The following is a 24,223-nucleotide window of genomic DNA, read 5'->3' as shown; positions in this document are numbered from 1 at the left end:
CTGTCCGAAAGGGCCGCCGCGCGTCACGGTGTCCGCTCCGGGACCGAGCCGGTGCCGGTGGCCAGGGCGAGGGCGATCTCGTCCTCGTACGGCATCGCGGGCGAGCAGGCGAGCCGCCCGGCGACGATGGCGCCCGCCGCGTTGGCCCGGCGCAGGACGTCCTCCAGGTCCCGGCCGGCGAGCAGCCCGTGGGCGAGCGCCCCGCCGAACGCGTCGCCCGCGCCGAGGCCGTTGACCACCTCCACCGGCAGCGGCGGCACCTCGGCGGCGGTGCCGTCGGCGGCCAGCGCCAGCACGCCCTTGGGGCCCTGCTTGACGACGGCGAGCCGCACGCCCGCGGCCAGCAGCGCGCGGGCGGCGGCGTGCGGTTCGCGCTCCCCGGTGGCGACCTCGCACTCGTCGAGGTTCCCGACGGCGACCGTGGCGTGCCGCAGGGCCTCCCGGTAGTACGGCGGCGCCTCGTCGGGCGCCTCCCACAGGGCGGGCCGCCAGTCCAGGTCGAGGACGGTGAGCGCGTCGGCGGGGTCGAGGTGGCCGGACCGCTCCCGCAGGGCGGCGAGGGTGGCGGTCCGGCTGGGCTCGGCGCTCAGTCCGGTCCCCGTCACCCACAGCGCGCGGGCGGCGCGGAGCGCGGGCAGGTCCAGCTCGTGGGGGTGGATCTCCAGGTCGGGGGCCCGGGGGCGGCGGTAGAAGTGGATCGGGAAGTGGTCGGGCGGGAAGATCTCGCAGAAGGTGACCGGGGTCGGGTACGCGGCGACGTCCGTGACCCACCGGTCGTCCACGCCGAAGGCCCGCAGCTCGCGGTGGAGGTACGTGCCGAAGGGGTCCGCTCCGGTACGGCTGACCAGCGCGGTCCGGCTGCCCAGGCGGGCGGCGGCGACGGCCACGTTCGCCGGGGAGCCGCCGAGGAACTTGCCGAAGCTCTCGACGCGGGCCAGTTCCACCCCGCTCTGCAGCGGATAGAGGTCCACTCCGATCCGGCCCATCGCGATCAGGTCGTACGGCTCCGACGTCATGCCACGTCACCTCTCGCCTCGGCGCCCCCGCCCGCACCCAGGTCTAGTCGCCGCTCCGGAGGGCTGTCAACGGCATGTCCTTACATTCGGACGTGTGTCATCGTGGCGGTCATGACGAAGCCGTCGCAGCCGTCGAGTCCGTCTCCGTCCGGTCCGCCGAGCCCGGCACCGCTGTCCCGCATCCGGGTCGGCTCGGCCCCGGACTCCTGGGGCGTCTGGTTCCCCGACGATCCGCGGCAGGTGCCCTGGCAGCGCTTCCTCGACGAGGTGGCGGGCGCCGGCTACGAGTGGATCGAGCTCGGCCCGTACGGCTATCTGCCGACCGATCCGGCCGTCCTCGCCGAGGAGACCTCCCGCCGGGGGCTGAGGGTGTCCGCGGCGACCGTCTTCACCGGGCTCCACCACGGCCCGGAGGTCTGGGAGCGCACCTGGGCGCACGTGGCCGAGAACGCGGCCCTCGCCCAGGCGATGGGCGCCCGGCATCTGGTGGTCATCCCCTCCTTCTGGCGCGACGACAAGACGGGCGAGGTCCTGGAGGACCGCACGCTCACCCCGGCCCAGTGGCGGCACCTGACCTCGCTGACCGAGCGGCTCGGCCACGAGGTCCGGGAGCGGTACGGGCTGCGGGTGGTGGTCCATCCGCACGCGGACACCCATGTCGACACCGAGGAGAACGTCGCCCGCTTCCTCGACGGCACCGATCCGGACCTGGTCGCGCTCTGTCTGGACACCGGCCACTACGCCTACTGCGGCGGTGACAGCGTCAAGCTGATCGAGACCTACGGCGAGCGGATCGGCTATCTGCACCTGAAGCAGGTCGACCCCGCGGTCCTGGCCCGGGTGGTCGCCGAGGAGCTGCCGTTCGGTCCGGCGGTGGCCCGGGGCGTGATGTGCGAGCCGCCCACCGGGGTGCCGGCCCTCGAACCGGTCCTGGCGGCGGCGCAGGCGCTGGACGTGGACCTGTTCGCCATCGTGGAGCAGGACATGTACCCGTGCGAGCCGGACCGGCCCTACCCCGTCGCGCTGCGCACGCGCCGTTTTCTGCGCTCCTGCGGCGCCTGACCCCTGTGCGTCACTTACGTCACATCCGTCGCACCTTCGTCACACATGTCACCGTTACGCGGGTTTTCCGTCACAGCCAGTCGACAGGCGATCCCCTCCCGTCAGAAGGCGTCGTTCACCGGGCACAGGCTCAGTGATCGCCAGTGCACACACCCGGCAGCTCACCCGACGGCACCCCCGCCGCCGCTGCCGGGCACGCAGGGAGGTGCCACGCATGACGGACAAACGACTCTGGTCGTACAAGGACATCGCCGCCCACATCAAGGTGCAGCCGGACACGGTCCGCTCCTACCGGAAGCACGGACTGCTCCCGGCCCCCGACCACGTCGAGTCGGGGAAGCCGTACTGGTACGCGGACACCATCCGTGCCTGGGTCGCGAACCGTCCCGGCAACCGGAGCCGCCGGGACTGACCTCCCGCTCCCCGATCTCCGGGGCCCCTCGGGCCCCTTCTCCCCCGTGCTCCCGGGCCCCGCACCCCCCGAACCGTGGTGCGGGGCCCTGGCTCATCCGACGCGCTCCTTCTCCCGGGCGGCGTCCGGCGCCGCCTCCGGCGTCCCGGGGGCACCGCCCTCGCTGATCCCGAAGCGGTCGTGGAAGCGGCGCAGCGGTCCCGGCGCCCACCAGGTGAGGCGGCCGGTCAGCTTCATCACCGAGGGGACGAGCAGGCTGCGCACCACCATGGCGTCCATGAGGACGGCCAGGGCGACGCCGAGGCCCAGCATCTTGGTGTTGGTGACCCGGGAGGTGCCGATGGCGACCATCACCACCGCGAGGATGACGGCGGCCGCGGTGATCAGCCCGCCGGTGCGCCGCAGCCCGAACCGGACCGCGTGCTCGTGGTCGCCGGTGGCGTCGTACTCCTCCTTGATCCGGGAGAGCAGGAACACCCCGTAGTCCATGGAGAGTCCGAAGGCCACGCAGAACATCAGCACCGGCAGGGTGGTCTCGATGTCCCCGGTGGAGGTGAAGCCGAGGAGTCCGGAGAGGTGCCCGTCCTGGAAGACCCAGACGACCGCGCCGAACATGGCGGTGAGGCTGAGCGCGTTGAGCACGACGGCCTGGATCGGGATGAGCAGGCTGCCGGTGAGCAGGAAGACCAGGAGGAGGGTGACGACGACGATGACGGCCGCGGCCCAGGGCAGGCGGTCTCCTATGGCGTCCTTGGAGTCGACGAGGACGGCGGCGGCGCCGGTCACGGAGGTGTCGAACGGGGCCTTCTGCGCGCGCAGTTCGCCGACGACCCGCTGGGCGTCGGTGCCGACGGTCTCGCCCTCGGGGACGACGGTGTAGTAGGCGTGGCCGCGCCCGGCGGCCGGGGAGGTCACCGGTCCCTCGACCCGCGCGACCCCGTCGAGGACCTCGATCCGCTCGCGGTACCCCGCGTACTGCCCGGGGGTGGCGGCGCCCTCGGCGAGGACGGTGATCCCGCCGCCGGGGTTGCCGGGGAAGGCGTCCCGCAGCTGGTCCTGGACCACACGGGACTCGGCGCTCGCCGGGAGCTGGCGGTCGTCGGCGGTGCCGAAGCTCACCCCGAGGAAGGGCAGTCCGAGGAGCACGAGCCCGGTGGCGGTGGCCACGGCGAAGAGCGGCGCCCGCCGCATCACCAGGGCCGCCGTGCGCGCCCAGCCGGCCCCGGTCTCCCGCTCGACGGCCCCGGCCCCGTCCCCGGCCCCGTCCCCGGGCCCGGCCGCGGACCGGCGGCGGAAGAGGCGCCGCAGGTCCAGGGCGTTGACCCGGTCGCCGAGGAGGACGAGCGCGGCCGGCAGCAGGATCAGGGCGGCAGCGGCGGCGAGCAGGACGACCGCGATGCCCGCGTAGGCGAAGGAGCGCAGGAAGTACTGCGGGAAGACCAGCATCGCGGCGAGCGAGACGGCGACGGTCAGAGCGGAGAAGAGCACGGTCCGCCCGGCGGTGCGCAGGGTGGTGGCGACGGCGGTCCTGGTGTCGGCGCCGCCGGCCAGCTCCTCGCGGAAGCGGCGGACCACGAACAGGGCGTAGTCGATGGCGAGGCCGAGCCCGAGGGCGGTGGTGAGGTTCTGGGCGAAGACGGAAACGTCGGTGAGCTCGGTGATGCCGCGCAGCACGGCGTTGGTGCCGAGGATGGCGACGATGCCGATGCCGAGCGGGAGCAGGGCGGCGACGGCGCTGCCGAAGACCATGACGAGCAGGACGAGGGTGATCGGCAGGGCGATCATCTCGGCCCTGAGCAGGTCCTCCTGGATGGTCGTCTGCATCTCGTGGCGCACGGCGAGCGGGCCGCCGACGGAGACCTTCACGGGTCCGTGGGTGCCCCGGAACTCGGGGGCGAGACGCTCCAGGATCTCGCCGGCGGCCTTCTCCTCGCCGTCGATCCGGGCGGCGATCACGGCCTGGCGCCCGTCCTCGGAGCGCAGGGCCGGGGAGCCGGTCTGCCAGTAGGAGCCGACCCCGCCGACGCCGGGCTCGGCGTCGAGCCGCTCGGCGAGGCGGCGGGCCTCGGCGGCGACGGCCGGCGAGTCGACCCCGGCGGCGCCGGCGTCGACGAGCAGCAGCAGATTGGGCTGGGAGGCGGGGAACTCGCGCTCCAGGACCTCCAGCGCGTAGGTGGACTCGGCGTCCGGGTCCTCCCAGCCGCCGCTGCCCATCCGGTCGCCGACGCCGCTGCCCGCGAGGACGGCGAGCGCGGTGATCACGAGGGCTACGAGGAGCGAGAGGCGTGGCCGGGCCGTCACGAACCGGGTCCACCCCCCGCCGGTGGACGGTTTCTTGACTTCGGCCATGACGCGGTGTCCCCTTCACCGTGACCCAGGCGCTCGCTTCCCGGCAGGTCGCATGGGTCGCCCCTTGCCATAGACTGGCAAACACGAGTGATCACTCGTGTTTCACAAGAATGCGAGTGACCTCTCGTATTTGTCAAACGGGTCGAGAGAGCTGGGGACAGTCATGTCCGAAGAAGGGTCCGCACCGAAGCCGCGCCGCCGCCAGGCACGCGGCGAGCGCCGCATCGCGCAGCTGCTCCAGGCCGCCGCCGACGTCTTCTGCGCCAACGGCTACACGGCCGCCAGCACCAACGCGATCGCCCGCGAGGCCAGCGTCTCCCCCGGCACGCTCTACCAGTACTTCCCCAACAAGGAAGCCATCGCCATCGAGCTCGGCGAGCGGCTCCTCACCGAGATGCGGGAGGCCCACGGACAGGCCTTCACCCCGGAGAACCTGGCGCTGCCGCTGCCGCTGATGCTCGACGCCGTGCTCGACCCGATGATCGAGTTCAACTGCCAGAACCCGGCCTTCCTCGCCCTCATGCACGGCTCGGACGTCCCCGGCCGGATCGCCGAGGAGCACGACGCCCTGCACGCCTCGCTGCTCGCGCGGGTCGGCGACCTGCTCGGCCACTACCTGCCGGACAGCGGGCCCGCCGAGCGCGCCCGGATAGCCGACATGACCTTCGCCGTCGTCAAGGCGGGCCTCGCCCTGGTGCTCGCGGCACCCGAGGGCCCCGAGCGGGACGCGGTGATCGTCGAGATGAAGAAGGCCGTGCTGCGCTACCTGGACCCGGTCGTCGGGGAGGCGCTCACCACGATTCCGAGCCCGTGACCTGTTCGGCGGGCAGCACCTTCCCGCCCGCCCGGGCGCGCAGCCGCAGGGCGAGCAGCGGGAAGACGAGGACCGAGAGCATCCCGGCCCCGACCAGGGCCGCCGCCTCGCCCGCCGTCAGCGCCTCGTCGTCCACGCCGATGGTGGTGATGGCGACGACGAGCGGCAGCGCCGTGGAGCTGTAGAGGACCAGCGCGCCCCGGTCGCGCCGGGCGAGGTCGCGCGGGGCCAGGAGGGCCACCGGACCGCCCCGCACCACCAGGAACAGCACGAGGAAGAGCGGCAGGAGCAGCAGCGTACGGCCGCCGGCGAGCAGCGAGTCCAGGTCGAACTCGATGCCGGTGACGACGAAGAAGACGGGGACGAGGAAGCCGAAGCCGACCGCCTCGACCTTCTCCAGGATCTGCGGCCCGGATTCGGGGGCGGCCCCGGTCAGGACCAGACGGGTGATCAGTCCGGCCGCGAACGCGCCGAGCAGGACGTCGAGTCCGAGCGCCGTGGAGGCGCCCAGCATCAGCGCGAGCAGCAGGAAGACGAAGCGGACCGCGAACTGTCCGCTGCTGTGCAGGGTCTTGGCGATGATCCGGGAGAACCACGGCGGGCGCGGCTTCAGCGCCCAGTAGACGGCGCCCGCGGTGAGCGCGGCGAAGGCGGCGAGCAGCGCGGTCGACTGGGCGGCGCTGCGGCCGCTCAGCAGCAGCGCCATGGCGATGATCGGCCCGAACTCGCCGACCGCGCCGAAGGCCATGACCACCGACCCGAACCGGCCGTGCAGGTCGCCCGCGTCGCGCAGCACCGGCAGCACCGTGCCGAGTGCGGTGCTGGTCAGGGCGACGCCGATGAAGACGCCCTTGTCGTAGCCGTCGCCGAGCAGGACGCCGGCGCCGAGGCCGAGCGCGAGGGCGGCCGCCCAGGCCCACACCGAGCGCCTCAGGGTGTCACCGCGGACCTTGCCGAACTCGATCTCGTACCCGGCCAGGAAGATCAGCATGGCGAGGCCGAGCTGGGAGAGGCCGTTGATCAGCGCGTCCGGCCGGGCCCAGTCCAGGGCGTCGGGGCCGATGAGGATGCCCAGCAGGATCTCGAAGATGACGAGCGGCACGGGGAGCCAGCGCCCGGCTCCGTAGGCGAGCAACGGCGCCAGGACGGCGATCGTCATGATCAGGATCAGCGTGGTCCCCGAATGCGACATATCGGGTATCTACCATAAGCTCCGGTCAGACGGCCTGTCGGCGGAGGGACTTGGAGGTCTCGCTGTGCACGACCAGCACCCCCGGACGCGGACACCGCCCCCGCCCGCGCGCCCGCCCGTCGAGACACCCCGCCCGGGGCTGTGGCGGCGCTGCCTGTGGGGCGGGCTCGCGCTGTGGGCGCTGACCGCGGTCGTCACGTACACGACGGAGAACACGACCCTGCTGCCGACGCTGATCCTGCTGGGCAGCTTCCTGGCGCCCTCGGTCTTCGCGCTGTGGGCCTACGAGCGGCACGGGCAGGACTTCGGGGTGCCGGTGATCCTCGGCTGCTTCGTCACCGGCGGGGTACTCGGGGTGCTGGGCGCCTCCGTCATGGAGTACTACCTGCTGAACCCCTCCCTGTGGATGTTCGTCGGCGTCGGGCTCATCGAGGAGGCGGTGAAGCTGGCGGCGCTGATGTTCGTGGTGCGCCACCGGCCGTGGCTGCGCGGGGTGCGGGCCGGACTGGTGCTGGGCGGCACGGTCGGCTTCGGCTTCGCCGCGTTCGAGAGCGCGGGGTACGCGTTCAACGCGGCCGTGACGATGGACGGCATCGACCTGCGCTCGCTCCTGGAGACCGAGATCCTGCGCGGGGTGCTCGCCCCCTTCGGGCACGGCCTGTGGACGGCGATCGCGGGCGGGGTGCTGCTCGCGTACCGGCGGCCGGACGGGCGGTTCCGGTTCGCCGGGCCGGTCCTCGGCGCGTACCTCGGGGTGGCCGTGCTGCACGCCCTGTGGGACTCGATGCACGGCATCGCGCTGTGGCTGGTGCTCCAGCTGACGACGACGTCCCTGGACCGCTCGCTCTTCGCGCAGGGATACATCCCCCAGCCGAGCACCCAGCAGGAGCACCTGTTCACCCTCTTCTCGGTCGGCGGCCTGGTGCTGGTGACGGCGGTGGGACTGGTGTGGCTGAGGTCGCTCGCGAGACCCGGGCGGGGCACTTCGCCAATTCATACCCCCTAGGGGTATAATATGTGCTAGTACGGCACAGGCGCCCCGAAGCGCACCACCCCTGAACGAGGAGAACGTCATGGCCGAACTCACCACCGTCTACCAGGTCAAGGGCATGACCTGCGGGCACTGCGAGGGCGCGGTCTCCAGCGAGATCTCCGAGATCTCCGGGGTCTCCTCCGTCAAGGCCGTCGCCGCCACCGGCGAGGTCACCGTGACCTCCGCCGGCCCGCTCGACCCGGAGGCCGTCCGCGCCGCCGTGGACGAGGCCGGCTACGAGCTGGTGGGCCCCGCCGCCTGACCCCCGCGCCACCGTGCAGGGCCGTACCGTTGCGGTACGGCCCTGCACTCGTTCCACAAAAGCCCCGGGACCCCACATGACCTCCACGACCACCGAGCTGACGATCGGCGGGATGACCTGCGCCTCCTGCGCGGCCCGCGTCGAGAAGAAGCTCAACCGGATGGACGGCGTGACCGCCACGGTCAACTACGCCACGGAGAAGGCGCGCGTCGAGCATCCCGCCGAGGTCACGGTCGACGAGCTGATCGCCACCGTCGTCAGGACCGGCTACACCGCCGAGGAACCCCCGCCGCCCGAGCCGGAGCCCGAACCCGACGCCGGGCCGGGGACCCCCGCCGCGGCCTGGGGCCCCGCGCTCGACGCGCTGCGCGAGCGGCTGACCGTCTCCGCGGTGCTGTCCCTGCCGGTCGTCCTGCTCGCGATGGTCCCGGCCCTCCAGTTCGACAACTGGCAGTGGCTCTCGCTCACCCTCGCCGCCCCCGTCGTCGTCTGGGGCGGGCTGCCCTTCCACCGCGCCGCCTGGACCAACCTCCGGCACGGCGCCGCCACCATGGACACCCTCGTCTCGGTCGGCACCCTCGCCGCCTTCGGCTGGTCGCTGTGGGCGCTCTTCCTTGGCGACGCCGGCACGCCCGGCATGCGGCACGGCTTCGACCTCACCGTCACCCGGGACCACGCCTCCTCCACGATCTACCTGGAGGTCGCCGCCGGGGTCGTCACCTTCATCCTGCTCGGCCGCTACCTGGAGGCCCGCGCCAAGCGGAAGGCCGGCGCCGCGCTGCACGCCCTGATGCGCCTCGGCGCCAAGGACGTCGGCGTCCTGCGCGGCGGGACGGAGGTACGGGTCCCGGTCGGCGCGCTGCGGACCGGCGACCGCTTCGTCGTGCGCCCCGGGGAGAAGATCGCCACCGACGGCACCGTCACCGAGGGCGCCTCGGCCGTCGACGCCTCGATGCTCACCGGCGAGTCCCTGCCCGTCGACGTCTCCGCCGGCGACCCCGTCACCGGCGGCTGCGTCAACGTCTCGGGCCGCCTGGTCGTCGAGGCCACCCGGGTCGGCGCCGACACCCGGCTCGCCCGGATGGCCAAGATGGTCGAGGACGCGCAGAACGGCAAGGCGGAGGTGCAGCGGCTCGCCGACCGGATCTCCGCCGTCTTCGTCCCCGTGGTGCTCCTGATCGCCCTGGGCACCCTGGTCGGCTGGCTGCTCGTCACCAGCGACACGACCGCCGCCTTCACCGCCGCCGTCGCCGTCCTGATCATCGCCTGCCCCTGCGCCCTCGGCCTCGCGACCCCGACCGCCCTCATGGTCGGCACCGGCCGCGGCGCCCAGCTCGGCATCCTCATCAAGGGCCCCGAGGTCCTGGAGTCCACCCGCCGGGTCGACACCGTCGTCCTCGACAAGACCGGCACCGTCACCACCGGCGTGATGCGCCTGACCGGGGTGTACGCGTACGAGGGCGTCGACGAGGCCGAGTTGCTGCGGCTCGCGGGCGCCCTGGAGCACTCCTCCGAGCACCCGGTGGCCCGCGCCGTGGCGGCCGGCGCCGCCGAGAAGGTGGGTGAGCTCCCCGTACCGAAGTCCTTCGAGAACGTGCCCGGCCTCGGCGTGCGCGGCTCGGTCGACGGGCACCTGGTGCTCGTCGGGCGCGCCGCCCTGCTGGCGGCCGAGGAGATCGAGGTGCCGGACGGGGTGGGCGGGCCGGGGGTCGCGCACGTCGCCTGGGACGGGCGGGCCCGCGGGACACTGACGGTCGCCGACACGGTCAAGGAGACCAGCGCGGAGGCCGTCGCGCTGCTGCGCGGGCTCGGGCTGCGGCCGGTGCTGCTGACCGGGGACGGCGAGGAGGCGGCCCGGCGGGTGGCGGCGGAGGTCGGCATCGACGAGGTGATCGCCGAGGTGCTGCCGCGGGACAAGGTCGACGTGGTGCGCGCACTCCAGGAGCGGGGCCGCACGGTGGCGATGGTCGGCGACGGGGTGAACGACGCCGCCGCCCTGGCGACGGCCGATCTGGGCCTGGCCATGGGCACCGGCACGGACGCGGCGATCGAGGCGAGCGACCTCACGCTGGTCCGAGGGGACCTGCGGGTCGCGGCGGACGCCATCCGGCTCTCCCGGCGCACGCTGGCGACGATCAAGGGAAACCTGGGCTGGGCCTTCGGCTACAACGTGGCCGCGCTGCCGCTCGCCGCGGCCGGACTGCTCAACCCGATGATCGCCGGACTGGCCATGGCATTTTCGTCCGTTTTCGTCGTGAGCAACAGTCTGCGGCTCCGTCGCTTCACGTGAATTCACCTACACGTGACGCACAGGACCTTCACAAAGAGATCTAGATCACAGATATTTGGGGGTAACCATCTGGGCTGTTCGCGAGTCTAAGTGGGCGATGCCGAGAACGTCTTGGGGGACGTTCATGGGATGTCTTGGGGGACGTCCCAGGCAAGCGCGGCCGGGGCACGTGCACGGGGAGCTTTGAGCGGCCCTCCCGTACGTACCCCGGCAGACCGCGCGAGCAGACGCCCGGCCCGGATCCCGTGGGGGGAATCCGCACCGGGATATGGAAAGCGCCCCGACCGCCGACCCGTGGGGGGATCGGCGGCGGGGCGCTTTTCGCTCCGCCGGACGCGCCGTCGCGAGGACGCGCGTCAGCGGGCCGGAGTCGACGCGCTCAGCGGGACTCGACCGGGACGAAGTCGCGCTCGACGACGCCCGTGTAGATCTGGCGCGGGCGGCCGATGCGGGAGCCCGGCTCCTTGATCATCTCGTGCCACTGGGCGATCCAGCCGGGGAGCCGGCCGAGCGCGAAGAGCACGGTGAACATCTCGGTCGGGAAGCCCATCGCGCGGTAGATGAGGCCCGTGTAGAAGTCCACGTTCGGGTAGAGGTTGCGCGAGACGAAGTACTCGTCGGAGAGCGCGTGCTCCTCCAGCTTGAGCGCGATGTCCAGGAGCGCGTCGTCCTTGCCGAGCGCGGAGAGGACGTCGTGCGCCGCCGCCTTGATGATCTTCGCGCGGGGGTCGAAGGACTTGTACACCCGGTGGCCGAAGCCCATCAGGCGGACGCCGTCCTCCTTGTTCTTCACCTTGCGGATGAAGGCGTCGACATCGCCGCCGTTGGCCTGGATGCCTTCCAGCATCTCCAGGACCGACTGGTTGGCGCCACCGTGCAGCGGGCCCCACAGGGCCGAGATGCCGGCGGAGATCGAGGCGAACATGTTCGCCTGCGAGGAGCCGACCAGGCGGACGGTGGAGGTCGAACAGTTCTGCTCGTGGTCCGCGTGGAGGATCAGCAGCTTGTCGAGCGCCGCGACCACGACCGGGTCGAGCTCGTACTCCTGCGCCGGGACCGAGAAGGTCATGCGCAGGAAGTTCTCGACGTACCCGAGGTCGTTACGCGGGTAGACGAACGGGTGACCGATCGACTTCTTGTACGCGTACGCGGCGATCGTCGGCAGCTTGGCGAGGAGCCGGATCGTGGAGAGGTGACGCTGCTTCTCGTCGAACGGGTTGTGGCTGTCCTGGTAGAAGGTGGACAGCGCCGAGACCACGGAGGACAGCATGGCCATCGGGTGGGCGTCACGCGGGAAGCCCTGGAAGAAGCGCTTGACGTCCTCGTGCAGCAGCGTGTGCTGGGTGATCTCGTTCTGGAAGGCCGCGAGCTCGTCGGCCTTCGGAAGCTCGCCGTTGATCAGCAGGGAGGCCACCTCAAGGAAGGTGGACTGCTCGGCCAGCTGCTCGATGGGGTAGCCGCGGTACCGCAGAATGCCCTGCTCACCATCGAGATAGGTGATGGCGGATTTATAGGCGGCGGTGTTGCCGTATCCGCTGTCGAGGGTGACCAGACCGGTCTGGGCTCGGAGCTTCCCGATGTCGAAGCCCTTGTCGCCGACGGTGCTCTCGACCACCGGGTAGGTGTATTCACCGTCCGCGTACCGCAGTACTACAGAGTTGTCGCTCACGTCATCCCTCACCGACGTAGTGCCTCTTCTTCGAGGTGCCCTGACTGTCTCTACCATCCCCCATTTGGCTCAGGAGAGTGCACTCGGGGTCGACCATTGGGCCAATCGGCGGCACTCAGTGCCGCCAACCTGCTTATCCTGCCCCCTTCGCCCCGGTTCCGGAAGTCCTCCGTGATCTTTCACACCAGACTGCCCCCTGTGAGCCGATGTGCGAGTGCGGTAAAGCGCCGTCCGGCCGAAACCGTACGCACCGCCTGGGCGATCGCCCGGCGCGAGCCGACCAGCACCACCAGCTTCCGGGCGCGGGTGACGGCCGTGTAGAGCAGGTTCCGCTGGAGCATGGTCCAGGCGCTCATGGTGACCGGGATCACCACCGCCGGGTACTCGCTGCCCTGGGAACGGTGGATGGTCACAGCGTAGGCATGGGCCAGCTCGTCCAGCTCGTCGAAGTCGTACGGCACCTCCTCGTCCTCGTCCGTGCGCACCACGAGCCGCTGCTCCACGGCGTCGAGGGAGGTCACCACGCCGACCGTGCCGTTGAAGACGCCGTTGGCCCCCTTCTCGTAGTTGTTGCGGATCTGGGTGACCTTGTCGCCGACCCGGAACACCCGGCCGCCGAAGCGCTTCTCGGCCAGATCGGGGCGGGCCGGGGTGAGGGCCTGCTGGAGCAGCCCGTTGAGCGAGCCGGCCCCGGCGGGGCCCCGGTGCATGGGGGCGAGGACCTGCACGTCCCGGCGCGGGTCGAGGCCGAACTTGGCGGGAATCCGGCGGGCCGCGACCTCCACGGCCACCCGGGCGGCGTCCTCGGTATCCTCCTCGGCGAACAGGAAGAAGTCCGGCAGGCCGGTCGTCACGGGCGGCAGGCCCTCGTTGATCCGGTGCGCGTTGGTGACCACGCCGGACTGCTGGGCCTGGCGGAAGATCCGGGTCAGCCGGACGGAGGGGACCGGGCTGCCCGGGGCGAGCAGATCGCCGAGGACCTCGCCCGCGCCGACCGAGGGCAGCTGGTCCACGTCGCCGACCAGGAGCAGATGGGCACCCGGTGCCACCGCCTTGACCAGCTTGTTCGCCAGGAGGAGGTCGAGCATGGAGGCCTCGTCGACCACCACCAGGTCGGCGTCGATCGGCCGGTCCCGGTCGTAGGCCGCGTCGCCGCCCGGCTTCAGCTCCAGGAGCCGGTGGACCGTGGACGCCTCGGCGCCGGTCAGCTCGGCGAGCCGCTTGGCGGCCCGCCCGGTGGGCGCGGCGAGCACCACCTTGGCCCGCTTGGCGCGGGCCAGCTCCACGATCGAGCGGACCGTGAAGGACTTGCCGCAGCCGGGGCCGCCGGTGAGCACGGCGACCTTGCGGGTCAGGGCGAGCCGCACGGCCTCCTCCTGCTCGGGCGCCAGCGACGCCCCCGTACGGTCCGCGAGCCAGGCCAGCGCCTTGTCCCAGGCCACGTCCCGGAAGGCCGGCAGCCGGTCCTCGCCCGCCCCGAGCAGCCGCCGGAGCTGCCCGGCCAGGGAGAGCTCGGCGCGGTGGAACGGGACCAGGAACACGGCGGTCACCGGCAGCCCCTCGGGCCCCGGCACCGTCTCGCGGACGACGCCCTCCGGGTCCTCGGCGAGCTCGGCCAGGCACTCGATGACCAGGCCCGTGTCGACCTGGAGCAGCTTCACCGCGTCGGCGATGAGCCGCTCCTCGGGCAGATAGCAGTGGCCCTGGTCGGTGGACTGCGACAGCGCGTACTGGAGCCCGGCGCGGACCCGGTCGGGGCTGTCGTGCGGGATGCCGACGGCCTGGGCGATGCGGTCGGCGGTGAGGAAGCCGATGCCCCAGACGTCGGCGGCGAGCCGGTAGGGCAGGTTCCGCACGACGGAGATCGAGGAGTCGCCGTACTTCTTGTAGATCCGCACGGCGATGGAGGTCGAGACGCCGACGCCCTGGAGGAAGACCATCACCTCCTTGATCGCCTTCTGCTCCTCCCAGGCCGCCGCGATGTTCTTCGTGCGCTTCGGGCCGAGGCCGGGGACCTCGATCAGGCGCTTGGGCGCCTCTTCCAGGATCTGGAGGGTGTCCAGGCCGAAGTGGGTCGTGATGCGGTCGGCGAAGACCGGTCCGATGCCCTTGACGAGGCCGGAGCCGAGATAGCGCCGGATGCCCTGGACTGTGGCCGGCAGGACGGTCGAGTAGTTCTCCACGGTGAACTGGCGTCCGTACTGCGGGTGGGAGCCCCAGCGGCCCTCCATCCGCAGCGACTCCCCCGGCTGGGCGCCGAGCAGCGCGCCGACGACGGTGAGCAGGTCGCCGGAGCCTCGGCCGGTGTCGACCCGGGCGACCGTGTAGCCGCTCTCCTCGTTCGCGTAGGTGATCCGCTCCAGGACCCCTTCGAGGACTGCCAGATGGGACATGACCCGAAGGTAGCGAAGACCTCGGACATCCCGCCGGGCCTGTGGACAACGGGGGCCGAGGGAGGACGGGGGCCGAGGGGGAGCCGGCGGGGACGGCTCCCGCCCGGCAGGGGGTTCCGGGGATGCCGGGCCGGGGGAGGAACCGTAGCGTTTCCGGCATGAGCGACGAATCATTCCAGGACGATGTCCTGAACGAGCTCGGCGACGACCGGCTCCAGGAGATCGCCGGCCTGCTCGGCACGGACCCCGCCGAGGCGCGGCAGCTCGTGGGCAGCTCGGTGACGGAGCTCTCCGGCGAGCTGCGCTCGGCCGCGGCGGAACCGGCCAGCGCCGACGAGGTCCGGGCCGCCGTCACCGAGGTGTCCACCGCCGAGCCGCCGCTCCAGGGCGTCGCCGCCTTCGGCGGCCTGGTGGGCGGCGGCCTGATGGCCGGCGTCCTCGGCAAACTGGCCAGGCCGGCGGCCGACGCGGTCGCCAGGAAGACCGGCATCCCGGCCCCGACCGTGCACCGCGCGGTCGAGCTCCTGGTGCCGGTGGTCCTGGCCGTGATCACCAAGCGGGCGGCCACCAAGAAGGGCGGCGGGCTCGGGGACATCCTGGGCGGCACCCAGAAGAGGTAGCGGGCGCGGGCGGACGCCGGGGAGCCCGCCCGCAGAGCCCCGGCCCCGCCCCCTCACACCGCCAGGAACGCCTCCAGGGTCTCCTCCAGGACCTCGGCCCCGTCCCTCGCCCACAGTGCGTCGTTGAAGAGTTCGACCTCGACCGGTCCGGTGTAGCCGGCCTCCTCGACGAGGGCGGTCCACCCGGGCAGGTCGATCGCGCCGGTGCCCAACTGGCCCCGTCCGTGGAGCACTCCGGCCGGCAGCGGGGTGGTCCAGTCGGCGAGCTGGAAGGAGTGGACGCGGCCCGCCGCTCCCGCGCGGGCCACCGCCGCCGGGGCACGGTCGTCCCACCACAGGTGGTAGGTGTCGACGGTGACGCCGACCTGTGCGGCGGGGAAACGCTCGGCGATCTCCAGGGCCTGGTCCAGGGTGGAGACGGCGCAGCGGTCGGAGGCGAACATCGGGTGCAGCGGCTCGATGGCCAGGCGTACGCCCCGCTCCCCCGCGTACGGGACGAGGGCGCCGATCGCGTCGGCGATGCGCGCGCGGGCCCCGGGCAGGTCGCGGCTGCCCTCGGGGAGGCCGCCCGAGACGAGGACGAGGGTGTCGGTGCCGAGCGCCGCCGCCTCGTCGATCGCCGCGCGGTTGTCCGCCTCCCAGCCGTCGGTGGTGAAGAAGCCGCCCCGGCACAGGGTGGTGACGGCGAGCCCCGCGTCCCGTACGAGTGCGGCGGCGTCCTCGACGCCGTACTCCCGGACCGGCTCGCGCCACAGGCCGACGCCCGGGATGCCCAGCCGGACGCAGTGGGCGACGAGTTCGGGCAGTGGGAGCTGCTTGACCGTCATCTGGTTGACGGAGAGGCGGTCGAGGTTCATCGGGGGACTCCGTACACCGTGAGCAGGGAGCGCATCCGGTCGGCGGCGAGCTCCGGGTCGGGGAACAGGCCGAGGCCGTCGGCGAGTTCGTAGGCGCGGGCGAGGTGCGGCAGGGAGCGGGCCGACTGGAGGCCGCCGACCATCGCGAAGTGGTCCTGGTGGCCGGCCAGCCAGGCGAGGAGGACGACGCCCGTCTTGTAGAAGCGGGTCGGCGCCTCGAAGAGGTGGCGGGAGAGCGCGACGGTGGGGTCCAGGAGGGCGCGGAAGCCCTCGGGGTCCCCGGTGTCGAGGATCCGGACCGCCTCGGCGGCCAGCGGGCCCAGCGGGTCGAAGACGCCGAGCAGGGCGTGGCTGAAGCCGTGCGCGTCGCCCTCGATGAGCTCCGGGTAGTGGAAGTCGTCCCCGGTGTAGCAGCGCACGCCCCGCGGCAGGCGGCGGCGCAGCTCGACCTCGCGGCGGGCGTCGAGGAGGGAGACCTTGATGCCGTCGACCTTGTCGGGGTGGGCCGCGATGACCGCGAGGAAGGTCTCGGTGGCGGTGTCGAGGTCGGCGGAGCCCCAGTACCCGTCGAGGGCGGGGTCGAACATCGGGCCGAGCCAGTGCAGGATCACCGGCTCGCGCGCCTGCCGCAGCAGCTGCCCGTACACGTCGAGGTAGTCCTCGGCGGACCGGGCGGCGCCGGCGAGCGCGCGGGAGGCCATGAGGACGGCCCGCGCGCCGGCGTCCTCGACCAGGGCGAGCTGCTCCTCGTACGCCGCGCGGACCGCGGGGAGGGCGGCGGGGCCGGTGAGCTGGTCGGTGCCGACGCCGCAGGCGATGCGACCGCCGACGGCCCTGGCCTCGGCGGCGGAGCGGCGGATCAGCTCGGCCGCGCCGGCCCAGTCGAGGCCCATGCCGCGCTGGGCGGTGTCCATCGCCTCGGCGACGCCGAGACCGTGCGCCCACAGGTGGCGGCGGAAGGCGAGGGTGGCGTCCCAGTCGACGGCGGCGGGGGAATCGGGGGTGGTGTCGGCGTACGGGTCGGCGACGACGTGCGCGGCGGCCAGGACGGTACGGGAGACGAGGGCGCCGCCGGTGGTGCCCGGGCGCGCGGGCTCGGCGCGCGGCCGGTACTCCTCCACGCCGCCGCCCGCCCGGGGCAGCCGGATCGGGGCCGGGCTCACAGGGTCACCTCCGGGACGTCGAGGCGGCGGCCCTCGGCGGCCGAGCGCAGGCCGAGTTCGGCGAGCTGGACGCCTCGGGCGCCCGCGAGCAGGTCCCACCGGTAGGGCTCGCCGAGGACGACATGGCGCAGGAACAGCTCCCACTGGGCCTTGAAGCCGTTGTCGAACTCGGCGTTGTCGGGGACCTCGCTCCACTGCGAGCGGAAGGAGTCCCCGGCGCCGAGCGGGAGGTCGGGGTTCCAGACCGGCTTGGGGGTGCCCGAGCGGTGCTGGACGCGGCAGCCGCGCAGTCCGGCGACGGCGGAGCCGTGGGTCCCGTCGACCTGGAACTCGACGAGTTCGTCGCGGTGGACGCGGACCGCCCAGGAGGAGTTGATCTGGGCGACGGCGCCGCCCTCCAGCTGGAAGATGCCGTACGCGGCGTCGTCGGCGGTGGCCTCGTACGGCTTGCCCCGCTCGTCCCAGCGGCGCGGGACGTGGGTGGCGACGTGGGCGGTGACGGTGGTGACCCGGCCGAAGAGCTCGTGGAGCACGTACTCCCAGTGCGGGAACATGTCGACGACGATGCCGCCGCCGTCCTCGGCGCGGTAGTTCCAGCTGGGGCGCTGGGCCTCCTGCCAGTCGCCCTCGAAGACCCAGTAGCCGAACTCGCCGCGCACGGAGAGGATCTCGCCGAAGAAGCCGCCGTCGATCAGGCGCTTCAGCTTGCGCAGTCCGGGGAGGAACAGCTTGTCCTGGACGACGCCGTGGCGGATGCCGGCGTCGCGGGCGAGGCGGGCGAGTTCCAGGGCTCCGTCGAGGCCGGTGGCGGTGGGCTTCTCGGTGTAGACGTGCTTGCCGGCGGCGATGGCCTTCTTGATCGCCTCGACGCGGGCGGAGGTGACCTGGGCGTCGAAGTAGACGTCGACGGTGGGGTCGGCGAGGACCGCGTCGAGGTCGGTGGACCACTCGGTGAGGCCGTGCCGCTCGGCGAGGGCGCGCAGGGCGGGCTCGCGGCGGCCGACGAGGACGGGCTCGGGCCACAGGGTCTCGCCGTCGCCGAGGTCGAGGCCGCCCTGCTCGCGCAGGGCGAGGATCGAGCGGACGAGGTGCTGGCGGTAGCCCATGCGCCCGGTGACGCCGTTCATGGCGATGCGGACCGTTCTGCGTGTCACGAAGCTCTTCCTCTCACCGGCCGGTGCCGCGCCCTCGGTACGGGAGGGGCGGCGCGGGATGGAAAGCGCTCGATAGAAAGCGCTTTCTACAGGCGGTGACGCTAGCCTGCCGACATCACCGCCGACAAGGCCCTGGAGGTACGTACGCGATGACCGTCACCCTGGCGGACGTGGCCACGCGCGCGGGGGTCTCCCCGGCGACCGTCTCGCGCGTCCTCAACGGCAACTACCCGGTCGCCGCGGCCACCCGGGAACGGGTGCTGCGCGCGGTCGGCGAGCTCGACTACGTCCCCAACGGCCCCGCGAGCTCGCTCGCCGCCGCCACGTCCGACCTGGTCGGGATCCTCGTCAACGACATCGCCGACCCCTTCTTCGGGATCATGGCGGGGGCCGCGCAGAGCGCGATCGGCGAGGGCGGACCGGGCCGCGCCGGGGGCGGCGAGAAACTGGCCGTCGTCTGCAACACGGGCGGCTCGCCCGCGCGCGAACTCACCTACCTCACCCTGCTCCAGCGGCAGCGCGCCGCCGCCGTGATCCTCACCGGCGGCTCCCTGGAGGACCCGGAGCACCTCGCGGCGACCGCGGCCAAACTGACCCGGCTCGCCGACGGCGGCACCCGGGTGGTGCTGTGCGGGCGGCCCCCGGTCCCCGGGGACGCGACGGCGGCCACGCTCGCCTTCGACAACCGGACGGGTGCGCGCCGCCTCACCGAACACCTGCTGGCCCTCGGCCACCGGCGGATCGGCTACGTGGCGGGCCCGGCCGACCGCACGACGACCCGGCACCGCCTGGAGGGCCACCGCGCGGCGCTCGCCGCCGCGGGAGTCCCCGAGGGCCCCGCCGTGCACGGCCGCTACGACCGCCCGTCCGGCTACGAGGCGACCGGCGAACTCCTGCGCCTGGACCCGGGGCTGACCGCCGTGGTCGCCGCCAACGACACGGTCGCCCTCGGCGTCTGCGCGGCCCTGCGGGACCGCGGCCTGAGCATCCCGGGCGACGTCTCCGTCGCCGGCTTCGACGACCTGCCCTTCTCCATCGACGCGGTCCCCGCGCTCACCACCGTCCGGCTCCCCCTGCACGAGGCGGGCCTCCGCGCGGGCCGCCTGGCCCTCGGCGCGGAGGAACCCCCGCCGGGCGGCCTCGCGACGATCCCGGCGGAGCTGGTGGTGCGGGGGTCGACGGGGGCGCCGCGGGGGTGAGGCCGGGGGCGGCCGGGGGCGCCCGTCCGGCGCACGCTCGCGGACCTCGTCAACTCCGGGGCGACCGCCGAAGCCCCGTCGCCGCCAGGACCGCGTCCACGGTCTCCTCGACCGTCTGGTCCGCGTTGTCGATCCAGACGCCCTCGCCCGTCAGCTCCTCGCGCATGGCCTCGTCGAGGAAGGCCCAGTTGGTCGTGAGCTTCTTGTGGCGCGCGTTGTTGCGCTCCCACGCCTTGTCCGGGCCGGGGGCCAGGACCACCACGTGGAGCGGGCCGGCCGTCACGTGGGCGCGGTAGAAGTCCAGGTGGGAGCGGCGCACGACCACGTCGTCCAGGACGGGCAGGAAGCCCGCGGCGACGAAACTGTCCGCCAGGAGGCAGCCGTTGCGGGCGCGCAGCAGGATCTGCCGGTCCGCCTCCGGGTCGCCGTCCGGGGTGGGCCAGTGGCAGCCCTGGACGATCAGCTCCTGGAGGTGGTCGACCTCGATGTGCGCGGACCGCTCGAACCGGGCCGCGAGGGCCGCCGCGACGGTGCTCTTGCCGCTGCCCGGGATGCCGACGAGGAGGAGGGCGCCGGGGGCGGGGACGGGGCTGTCGACGGTGACGTTCTCGAAGGTCATGCACGCTCTTTCGGTACGGAGACGGCGAGGCTCTCGGCCGGGGCCACGGACTCGGCCGAGGGCACGGCCACGGGCACGGGCACTCCCGGGGCCACGGACTCGCCCGGGGCCACGGGCACGTTACGTTCCGAAGTCCCCGCCGCACCAGCGGTTTCCGTGCCCGGGCGCTTCCCGGGGGTCAGCGAGGCAACGGCCACCCCGCCGACCAGGAGCGCCGCCGCGCACCACCGCAGCGGGCTCACCGACTCGCCCAGGAAGAGGGCGGCGGAGCTCATCCCGAAGACCGGGACCAGGAGCGAGAAGGGCGCCACCGAGGACGCCGGGTAGCGGCGCAGGAGCCAGCCCCAGGCGCCGAAGCCGAAGACGGTCGTGATCCAGGCGACGTAGACGATCACACCCGCGCCGGCCGGGTCCAGCGCGCGGAGGGCCGCCAGGTCCCGGTCCGGGCCTTCGAGGAGGAGGGAGAGGGCGAGCAGCGGCAGGACGGGCACGGTGCTGACCCAGACCATGAAGTTGAGGGCGTCGGGCGGGGCGGCCCTGCGGGTGAGGACGTTGGAGACGCCCCAGCACGCGGCGGCGACGATGATCAGGGCGAAGCCGGTGAGGGAGGCGCCCGAGGCGCCCTCGTCGACGGCGGCGACGCCGATGCCGGCCAGGGCGACGCCCATGCCCAGCAGCTTGACCCGGCCCGGGCGTTCGCCGAGCGCGAGGAAGGCGAACAGGGCGGTGAAGACGGCCTGCACCTGGAGGACCAGGGAGGACAGGCCGGCCGGCGCGCCGAGGTCCATGCCGGTGAAGAGCAGTCCGAACTTGGCCACGCCGAGGACCAGTCCCACGCCCACGATCCACTTCCACGCCACCTTGGGGCGCCCGACGAAGAAGACCGCGGGGAGGGCGGCGACGAGGAAGCGGAGGGCGGAGAAGAGCAGCGGCGGGAAGTGGTCGAGGCCGATCTCGATGACGACGAAGTTGACTCCCCAGACGGCGGCGACCAGGGCGGCGAGGGCGAGGTGGGCAGGGCGCATACGGACGAGGATCACCCGGCCGGACCGTGTAGCACCAGCACGGATTCCTTCATGGTTGGATGAAGCATCGCTACATCCGGATGCGGGGTTCCGCCCCACGCCCACACCCCGGGAGGCTCCCGTGCTCGATCTCGGACGTCTGCGCGCCCTGCACGCCGTCGCGGTCCACGGCAGCGTCGGCGCCGCCGCCACGGCCCTCGGCTACACGCCCTCGGCCGTCTCGCAGCAGATCGCCAAGCTGGAGCGGGAGACCCGCACGACCCTGCTCGAACGCAGCGGCCGGGGCGTCCGGCTCACCGACGAGGCACGGCAGCTCTCGGACACCGCACAGCAGTTGATGTCCCTGGTGGAGGAGGCCGAGGTCCGCCTGGAGGAGCGCCGGGGGCTGCCCGCCGGGCGCCTCACCATCGGCTGCTTCCCGAGCGCGGCGCGCGGTCTGATGCCCCGGGCGCTGGCCGGTCTGGCCCGCCGCCACCCGGAGCTCGACGCGCGCCTGTCGGAGGTGGACCCGCACCTCTCCGTCGACCTGGTCGCGCGCGGCGTGATCGACCTGGCCGTCGCGCACGACTGGGACATCGCCCCGCTGCCCGTACCGCCCGGCGTGGAGCAGGCGGTGATCGGCGACGACCGGTGCGACGTCCTCGTACCGCGGGAGCATCCGCTGGCGGCGCGGGAGTCGGTGCGGCGGGAGGACCTGACCCGGGAGCGGTGGATCACCCAGCCGCCGGGAACGGTGTGCCACGACTGGCTGATGCGGACGCTGCGGGCGACCGGCTGCGAGCCCCTGATCGCGCATCAAGCGGAGGAGAACCACACCCAGGTCGCCCTGGTCGCGGCCGGGCTCGGGGTCGCCCTCGTGCCGCGCCTGGGCCGCGGGGCGCTGCCGCCGGAGGTGACGCCGGTGCGCCTCGACCCGGTGCCGACGCGGCGGCTGCGGGCGCTGTGGCGGACCGGGGCGGCGCGGCGGCCCGCGATCACCGAGACCGTCCGCACGCTCCAGGAGCTCTGGCCCGAGGTGGCCTCGGTGGCCTGAGCACGTCGGGAGGGGCGGGTCCGGGGCACGAAGGGTGGCATAAGCACTACAACCCCACGCGTTTCTTGTGCGGGTCCTTGACCTGGCAGTTACTTTCCGGCTATCCGTGGCTCCTTGGAAGTTTCCTTCACTCTTCCTCCCACCACCCCGCACGGCCGGAAGGAGCATCAGTTGCACCACCGCGCCCCCTCGCCCGAGCCCTCCCCCACCCCGTCCCGCCGGACCCTCCTCACGGTGACCGCCGCGGCCGCGGCCGCCGCCGTCACGGGAGTGACGGTCCCGGTCGCCCACGCCGGCCCACGGCGCCACGGCGACCGCGCCCTCCAGGCCCTGATCTCCCGGATGTCCCTGGAGGAGAAGGTCGGCCAGCTCTTCGTCATGCGGGTGTACGGGCACTCCGCCACCGCACCCGACCAGGCCGACGTCGACGCCAACCTCAAGGAGATCGGCGTCCGCACCGCCGCCGAGCTCGTCGAGCGCTACCACGTCGGCGGCATCATCTACTTCGCCTGGGCGCACAACACCCGCGACCCGCACCAGATCGCCGAGCTCTCCAACGGCATCCAGCGGGCCGCCCTCGCCCAGGCCACCCCGGTCCCGCTGCTCCTGTCGACCGACCAGGAGCACGGGGTCGTCGCCCGGATCGGCAAGCCCGCCACCCTGCTGCCCGGCGCCATGGCGATCGGCGCGGGCGGCTCGCACGAGGACGCGGGCGCGGCCGGCCGGATCGCGGGCGCCGAACTCGCCGCCCTCGGCATCCGGCAGGACTACGCGCCGGTCGCCGACGTCAACGTCAACCCGGCCAACCCGGTGATCGGCGTCCGCTCCTTCGGCGCCGACCCCGAGGCCGTCGCGGGCCTGGTCGCCGCCCAGGTCAAGGGCTACCAGCGGGCCGGGATCGCGGCGACCTCCAAGCACTTCCCGGGCCACGGCGACACGGCCGTCGACAGTCACAACGGGCTGCCCGTCATCACCCACACCGCCGAGCAGTGGGCGGCCATAGACGCACCGCCGTTCCGGGCCGCGATCCGCGCCGGCATCGAGTCGATCATGACCGCGCACATCGTGGTCCCCGCGCTCGACCCGAGCGGCGACCCGGCGACCCTGTCCCGGCCGATCCTCACCGGCATCCTGCGCGAGCGGCTCGGCTTCGACGGCGTGGTGGTCACCGACTCGCTCAGCATGGAGGGCGTGCGCACCAAGTACGGCGACGACCGCGTCCCCGTCCTCGCCCTCAAGGCGGGCGCCGACCAGCTGCTCAACCCGCCGAAGCTGGACGTGGCCTGGAACGCGGTCCTGAAGGCCGTACGGGACGGTGAGCTGACCGAGGCGCGGCTCGACGAATCGATCCTGCGGATCCTGCGGCTGAAGGCCCGGGTGGGGCTGCTCGACGACCCGTACGTCACCTCCGCCGGGGTGGACCGCACCGTCGGCATCCGGGCCCACCTGGCCCGCGCGGACCGGATCGCGGAGCGCACCACGACCCTGGTGGTCAACGAGGAGGGCTTCCTCCCGCTGAGCCGGCGCACCCATCCGAAGGTGCTGGTCGTCGGGGCCGACCCGGCCTCGCCGTCCGCCACCACCGGTCCGCCGACCACCGTCCTCGCCGCCGCCTTCACCGAACTCGGCTTCACGGCACGGGCGTTGTCCACCGGCAGCGTGCCGACCCCGGCGCTGATCGAGCAGGCGGTGGCGGCGGCGGCCGGACAGGACGTCATCGTCGTCGGCACGTACAACCTCACCCCGACCACCAGCCAGCTCACCCTGCTGGCGCGGCTCACGGCGACCGGGGTGCCGGTGGTGACGATCGCGCTCCGCAACCCGTACGACGTCGCCCGGATCACCGGGCAGCGGGCGAGCCTCGCCACGTACTCCTGGACGGACGTCGAACTGCGCGCCGCGGTACGGGTGATCACGGGCCGGGCGAAGCCGCGCGGGCGGCTGCCCGTCGCCGTGCAGAGCGCCCAGGATCCGGCCCGGGTGCTCTACCCGATCGGCCACGGGCTCACCTACTAGCGGCGGCGGACACCGCCCGCCCGCGGGCCCGGAACGGCCCCGAGC

20 protein-coding genes are annotated in these 24,223 nt (G+C 73.1%); 10 read left to right on the top strand and 10 right to left on the bottom strand.

The window, feature by feature from the left end; translation table 11 throughout:
- Window positions 1-23 precede the first annotated feature (23 nt).
- Window positions 24-1,016, bottom strand: a complete 993-nt coding sequence (iolC, locus tag AB0Q96_RS03720; RefSeq protein ID WP_365321389.1) for a 5-dehydro-2-deoxygluconokinase — start codon at window positions 1,014-1,016, stop codon at window positions 24-26.
- Between the two features lie 111 nt (window positions 1,017-1,127).
- Here iolC and AB0Q96_RS03715 point away from each other — a divergent pair, with 111 nt between their 5' ends.
- Together AB0Q96_RS03715 and AB0Q96_RS03710 are read left to right on the top strand one after the other, a co-directional pair.
- Entirely contained in the window at window positions 1,128-2,078 is a 951-nt protein-coding gene (locus AB0Q96_RS03715) for a sugar phosphate isomerase/epimerase (protein WP_365321388.1), read from the top strand.
- Between the two features lie 214 nt (window positions 2,079-2,292).
- Complete coding sequence (locus AB0Q96_RS03710; RefSeq protein WP_046907180.1) at window positions 2,293-2,490, top strand: AlpA family transcriptional regulator; 198 nt, start codon at window positions 2,293-2,295, stop codon at window positions 2,488-2,490.
- A gap of 93 nt (window positions 2,491-2,583) precedes the next feature.
- On the opposite strand, the gene AB0Q96_RS03705 is transcribed toward AB0Q96_RS03710, so the two are convergent.
- Entirely contained in the window at window positions 2,584-4,839 is a 2,256-nt protein-coding gene (locus AB0Q96_RS03705; protein WP_365321387.1) for an MMPL family transporter, read from the bottom strand.
- A 163-nt stretch (window positions 4,840-5,002) separates the two neighbouring features.
- Between AB0Q96_RS03705 and AB0Q96_RS03700 the strand changes: the two genes are divergently transcribed.
- Entirely contained in the window at window positions 5,003-5,653 is a 651-nt protein-coding gene (locus AB0Q96_RS03700) for a TetR/AcrR family transcriptional regulator (protein WP_365321386.1), read from the top strand.
- Here AB0Q96_RS03700 and AB0Q96_RS03695 read toward each other — a convergent pair.
- A complete protein-coding gene (locus AB0Q96_RS03695) occupies window positions 5,631-6,845 on the bottom strand; it encodes a cation:proton antiporter (protein WP_365321385.1) in 1,215 nt (404 codons plus the stop codon). The two genes, AB0Q96_RS03700 and AB0Q96_RS03695, sit on opposite strands and share 23 nt — an antisense overlap.
- A 139-nt stretch (window positions 6,846-6,984) precedes the next feature.
- On the opposite strand from AB0Q96_RS03695, the gene AB0Q96_RS03690 reads away from it, so the two are divergent.
- From AB0Q96_RS03690 to AB0Q96_RS03680, 3 genes are all read left to right on the top strand, one after another.
- On the top strand, window positions 6,985-7,851 hold the full coding sequence (locus AB0Q96_RS03690; RefSeq protein WP_365321673.1) for a PrsW family intramembrane metalloprotease: 867 nt from the start codon (window positions 6,985-6,987) through the stop codon (window positions 7,849-7,851).
- Window positions 7,852-7,918: 67 nt separating this feature from the next.
- Window positions 7,919-8,140 carry a cation transporter gene (locus tag AB0Q96_RS03685; protein WP_365321384.1) on the top strand — a complete coding sequence of 74 codons (222 nt, stop codon included), beginning with the start codon at window positions 7,919-7,921 and terminating at the stop codon, window positions 8,138-8,140.
- Between the two features lie 76 nt (window positions 8,141-8,216).
- Entirely contained in the window at window positions 8,217-10,430 is a 2,214-nt protein-coding gene (locus AB0Q96_RS03680; RefSeq protein ID WP_365321383.1) for a heavy metal translocating P-type ATPase, read from the top strand.
- 379 nt (window positions 10,431-10,809) lie between these two features.
- Here the strand turns inward: AB0Q96_RS03680 and AB0Q96_RS03675 are convergent, their stop codons facing one another.
- Both AB0Q96_RS03675 and AB0Q96_RS03670 read right to left on the bottom strand, forming a co-directional pair.
- On the bottom strand, window positions 10,810-12,099 hold the full coding sequence (locus AB0Q96_RS03675) for a citrate synthase (protein WP_365321382.1): 1,290 nt from the start codon (window positions 12,097-12,099) through the stop codon (window positions 10,810-10,812).
- A gap of 179 nt (window positions 12,100-12,278) precedes the next feature.
- Complete coding sequence (locus AB0Q96_RS03670; RefSeq protein ID WP_365321381.1) at window positions 12,279-14,492, bottom strand: ATP-dependent RecD-like DNA helicase; 2,214 nt, start codon at window positions 14,490-14,492, stop codon at window positions 12,279-12,281.
- 158 nt (window positions 14,493-14,650) lie between these two features.
- Between AB0Q96_RS03670 and AB0Q96_RS03665 the strand changes: the two genes are divergently transcribed.
- Complete coding sequence (locus tag AB0Q96_RS03665) at window positions 14,651-15,112, top strand: DUF937 domain-containing protein (RefSeq protein ID WP_365321380.1); 462 nt, start codon at window positions 14,651-14,653, stop codon at window positions 15,110-15,112.
- A gap of 53 nt (window positions 15,113-15,165) precedes the next feature.
- Here AB0Q96_RS03665 and AB0Q96_RS03660 read toward each other — a convergent pair whose 3' ends face one another.
- From AB0Q96_RS03660 to AB0Q96_RS03650, 3 genes are read right to left on the bottom strand one after another with little or no spacing between them, the layout of a single operon-like run.
- Window positions 15,166-15,969 (bottom strand): sugar phosphate isomerase/epimerase family protein, encoded by an 804-nt coding sequence (locus AB0Q96_RS03660; RefSeq protein WP_365321379.1) that lies wholly within the window; start codon window positions 15,967-15,969, stop codon window positions 15,166-15,168.
- Window positions 15,966-17,132, bottom strand: coding sequence for a dihydrodipicolinate synthase family protein (locus AB0Q96_RS03655; protein WP_365321378.1), 1,167 nt, complete (start codon window positions 17,130-17,132; stop codon window positions 15,966-15,968). The genes AB0Q96_RS03660 and AB0Q96_RS03655 overlap by 4 nt, the downstream gene beginning before the upstream one ends.
- Window positions 17,129-18,286 carry a Gfo/Idh/MocA family oxidoreductase gene (locus AB0Q96_RS03650; RefSeq protein ID WP_365321377.1) on the bottom strand — a complete coding sequence of 386 codons (1,158 nt, stop codon included), beginning with the start codon at window positions 18,284-18,286 and terminating at the stop codon, window positions 17,129-17,131. The genes AB0Q96_RS03655 and AB0Q96_RS03650 overlap by 4 nt, the downstream gene beginning before the upstream one ends.
- A gap of 149 nt (window positions 18,287-18,435) precedes the next feature.
- Between AB0Q96_RS03650 and AB0Q96_RS03645 the strand changes: the two genes are divergently transcribed.
- Window positions 18,436-19,485 carry a LacI family DNA-binding transcriptional regulator gene (locus AB0Q96_RS03645; protein ID WP_365321376.1) on the top strand — a complete coding sequence of 350 codons (1,050 nt, stop codon included), beginning with the start codon at window positions 18,436-18,438 and terminating at the stop codon, window positions 19,483-19,485.
- 49 nt (window positions 19,486-19,534) lie between these two features.
- Here AB0Q96_RS03645 and AB0Q96_RS03640 read toward each other — a convergent pair whose 3' ends face one another.
- Window positions 19,535-20,104, bottom strand: a complete 570-nt coding sequence (locus tag AB0Q96_RS03640; RefSeq protein ID WP_365321375.1) for an AAA family ATPase — start codon at window positions 20,102-20,104, stop codon at window positions 19,535-19,537.
- Entirely contained in the window at window positions 20,101-21,129 is a 1,029-nt protein-coding gene (locus tag AB0Q96_RS03635) for an EamA family transporter (protein ID WP_365321374.1), read from the bottom strand. Before AB0Q96_RS03635 ends, AB0Q96_RS03640 begins: the two co-directional genes overlap by 4 nt.
- A gap of 121 nt (window positions 21,130-21,250) precedes the next feature.
- Between AB0Q96_RS03635 and AB0Q96_RS03630 the strand changes: the two genes are divergently transcribed.
- Together AB0Q96_RS03630 and AB0Q96_RS03625 are read left to right on the top strand one after the other, a co-directional pair.
- Entirely contained in the window at window positions 21,251-22,162 is a 912-nt protein-coding gene (locus tag AB0Q96_RS03630) for a LysR family transcriptional regulator (RefSeq protein ID WP_365321373.1), read from the top strand.
- Window positions 22,163-22,333: 171 nt separating this feature from the next.
- Window positions 22,334-24,178, top strand: coding sequence for a glycoside hydrolase family 3 protein (locus AB0Q96_RS03625; RefSeq protein WP_365321372.1), 1,845 nt, complete (start codon window positions 22,334-22,336; stop codon window positions 24,176-24,178).
- Window positions 24,179-24,223 lie beyond the last annotated feature (45 nt).

The sequence above is a fragment of the Streptomyces sp. NPDC093111 genome, assembly GCF_040683955.1.
GTDB lineage: Bacteria > Actinomycetota > Actinomycetes > Streptomycetales > Streptomycetaceae > Streptomyces.
The sequence above is the reverse complement of the archived record's forward strand: the minus strand, read 5'-3'. Positions and strand labels throughout refer to the sequence as shown.

Excerpts from the sequence above, each read along its gene's own strand:
- iolC (WP_365321389.1), bottom strand. The coding sequence starts at position 1,016 with ATGACGTCGGAGCCGTACGACCTGATCGCGATGGGCCGGATCGGAGTG.
- AB0Q96_RS03715 (WP_365321388.1), top strand. The coding sequence starts at position 1,128 with ATGACGAAGCCGTCGCAGCCGTCGAGTCCGTCTCCGTCCGGTCCGCCG.
- AB0Q96_RS03710 (WP_046907180.1), top strand. The coding sequence starts at position 2,293 with ATGACGGACAAACGACTCTGGTCGTACAAGGACATCGCCGCCCACATC.
- AB0Q96_RS03705 (WP_365321387.1), bottom strand. The coding sequence starts at position 4,839 with ATGGCCGAAGTCAAGAAACCGTCCACCGGCGGGGGGTGGACCCGGTTC.
- AB0Q96_RS03700 (WP_365321386.1), top strand. The coding sequence starts at position 5,003 with ATGTCCGAAGAAGGGTCCGCACCGAAGCCGCGCCGCCGCCAGGCACGC.
- AB0Q96_RS03695 (WP_365321385.1), bottom strand. The coding sequence starts at position 6,845 with ATGTCGCATTCGGGGACCACGCTGATCCTGATCATGACGATCGCCGTC.
- AB0Q96_RS03685 (WP_365321384.1), top strand. The coding sequence starts at position 7,919 with ATGGCCGAACTCACCACCGTCTACCAGGTCAAGGGCATGACCTGCGGG.
- AB0Q96_RS03680 (WP_365321383.1), top strand. The coding sequence starts at position 8,217 with ATGACCTCCACGACCACCGAGCTGACGATCGGCGGGATGACCTGCGCC.
- AB0Q96_RS03670 (WP_365321381.1), bottom strand. The coding sequence starts at position 14,492 with ATGTCCCATCTGGCAGTCCTCGAAGGGGTCCTGGAGCGGATCACCTAC.
- AB0Q96_RS03665 (WP_365321380.1), top strand. The coding sequence starts at position 14,651 with ATGAGCGACGAATCATTCCAGGACGATGTCCTGAACGAGCTCGGCGAC.
- AB0Q96_RS03660 (WP_365321379.1), bottom strand. The coding sequence starts at position 15,969 with ATGAACCTCGACCGCCTCTCCGTCAACCAGATGACGGTCAAGCAGCTC.
- AB0Q96_RS03645 (WP_365321376.1), top strand. The coding sequence starts at position 18,436 with ATGACCGTCACCCTGGCGGACGTGGCCACGCGCGCGGGGGTCTCCCCG.
- AB0Q96_RS03640 (WP_365321375.1), bottom strand. The coding sequence starts at position 20,104 with ATGACCTTCGAGAACGTCACCGTCGACAGCCCCGTCCCCGCCCCCGGC.
- AB0Q96_RS03635 (WP_365321374.1), bottom strand. The coding sequence starts at position 21,129 with ATGCGCCCTGCCCACCTCGCCCTCGCCGCCCTGGTCGCCGCCGTCTGG.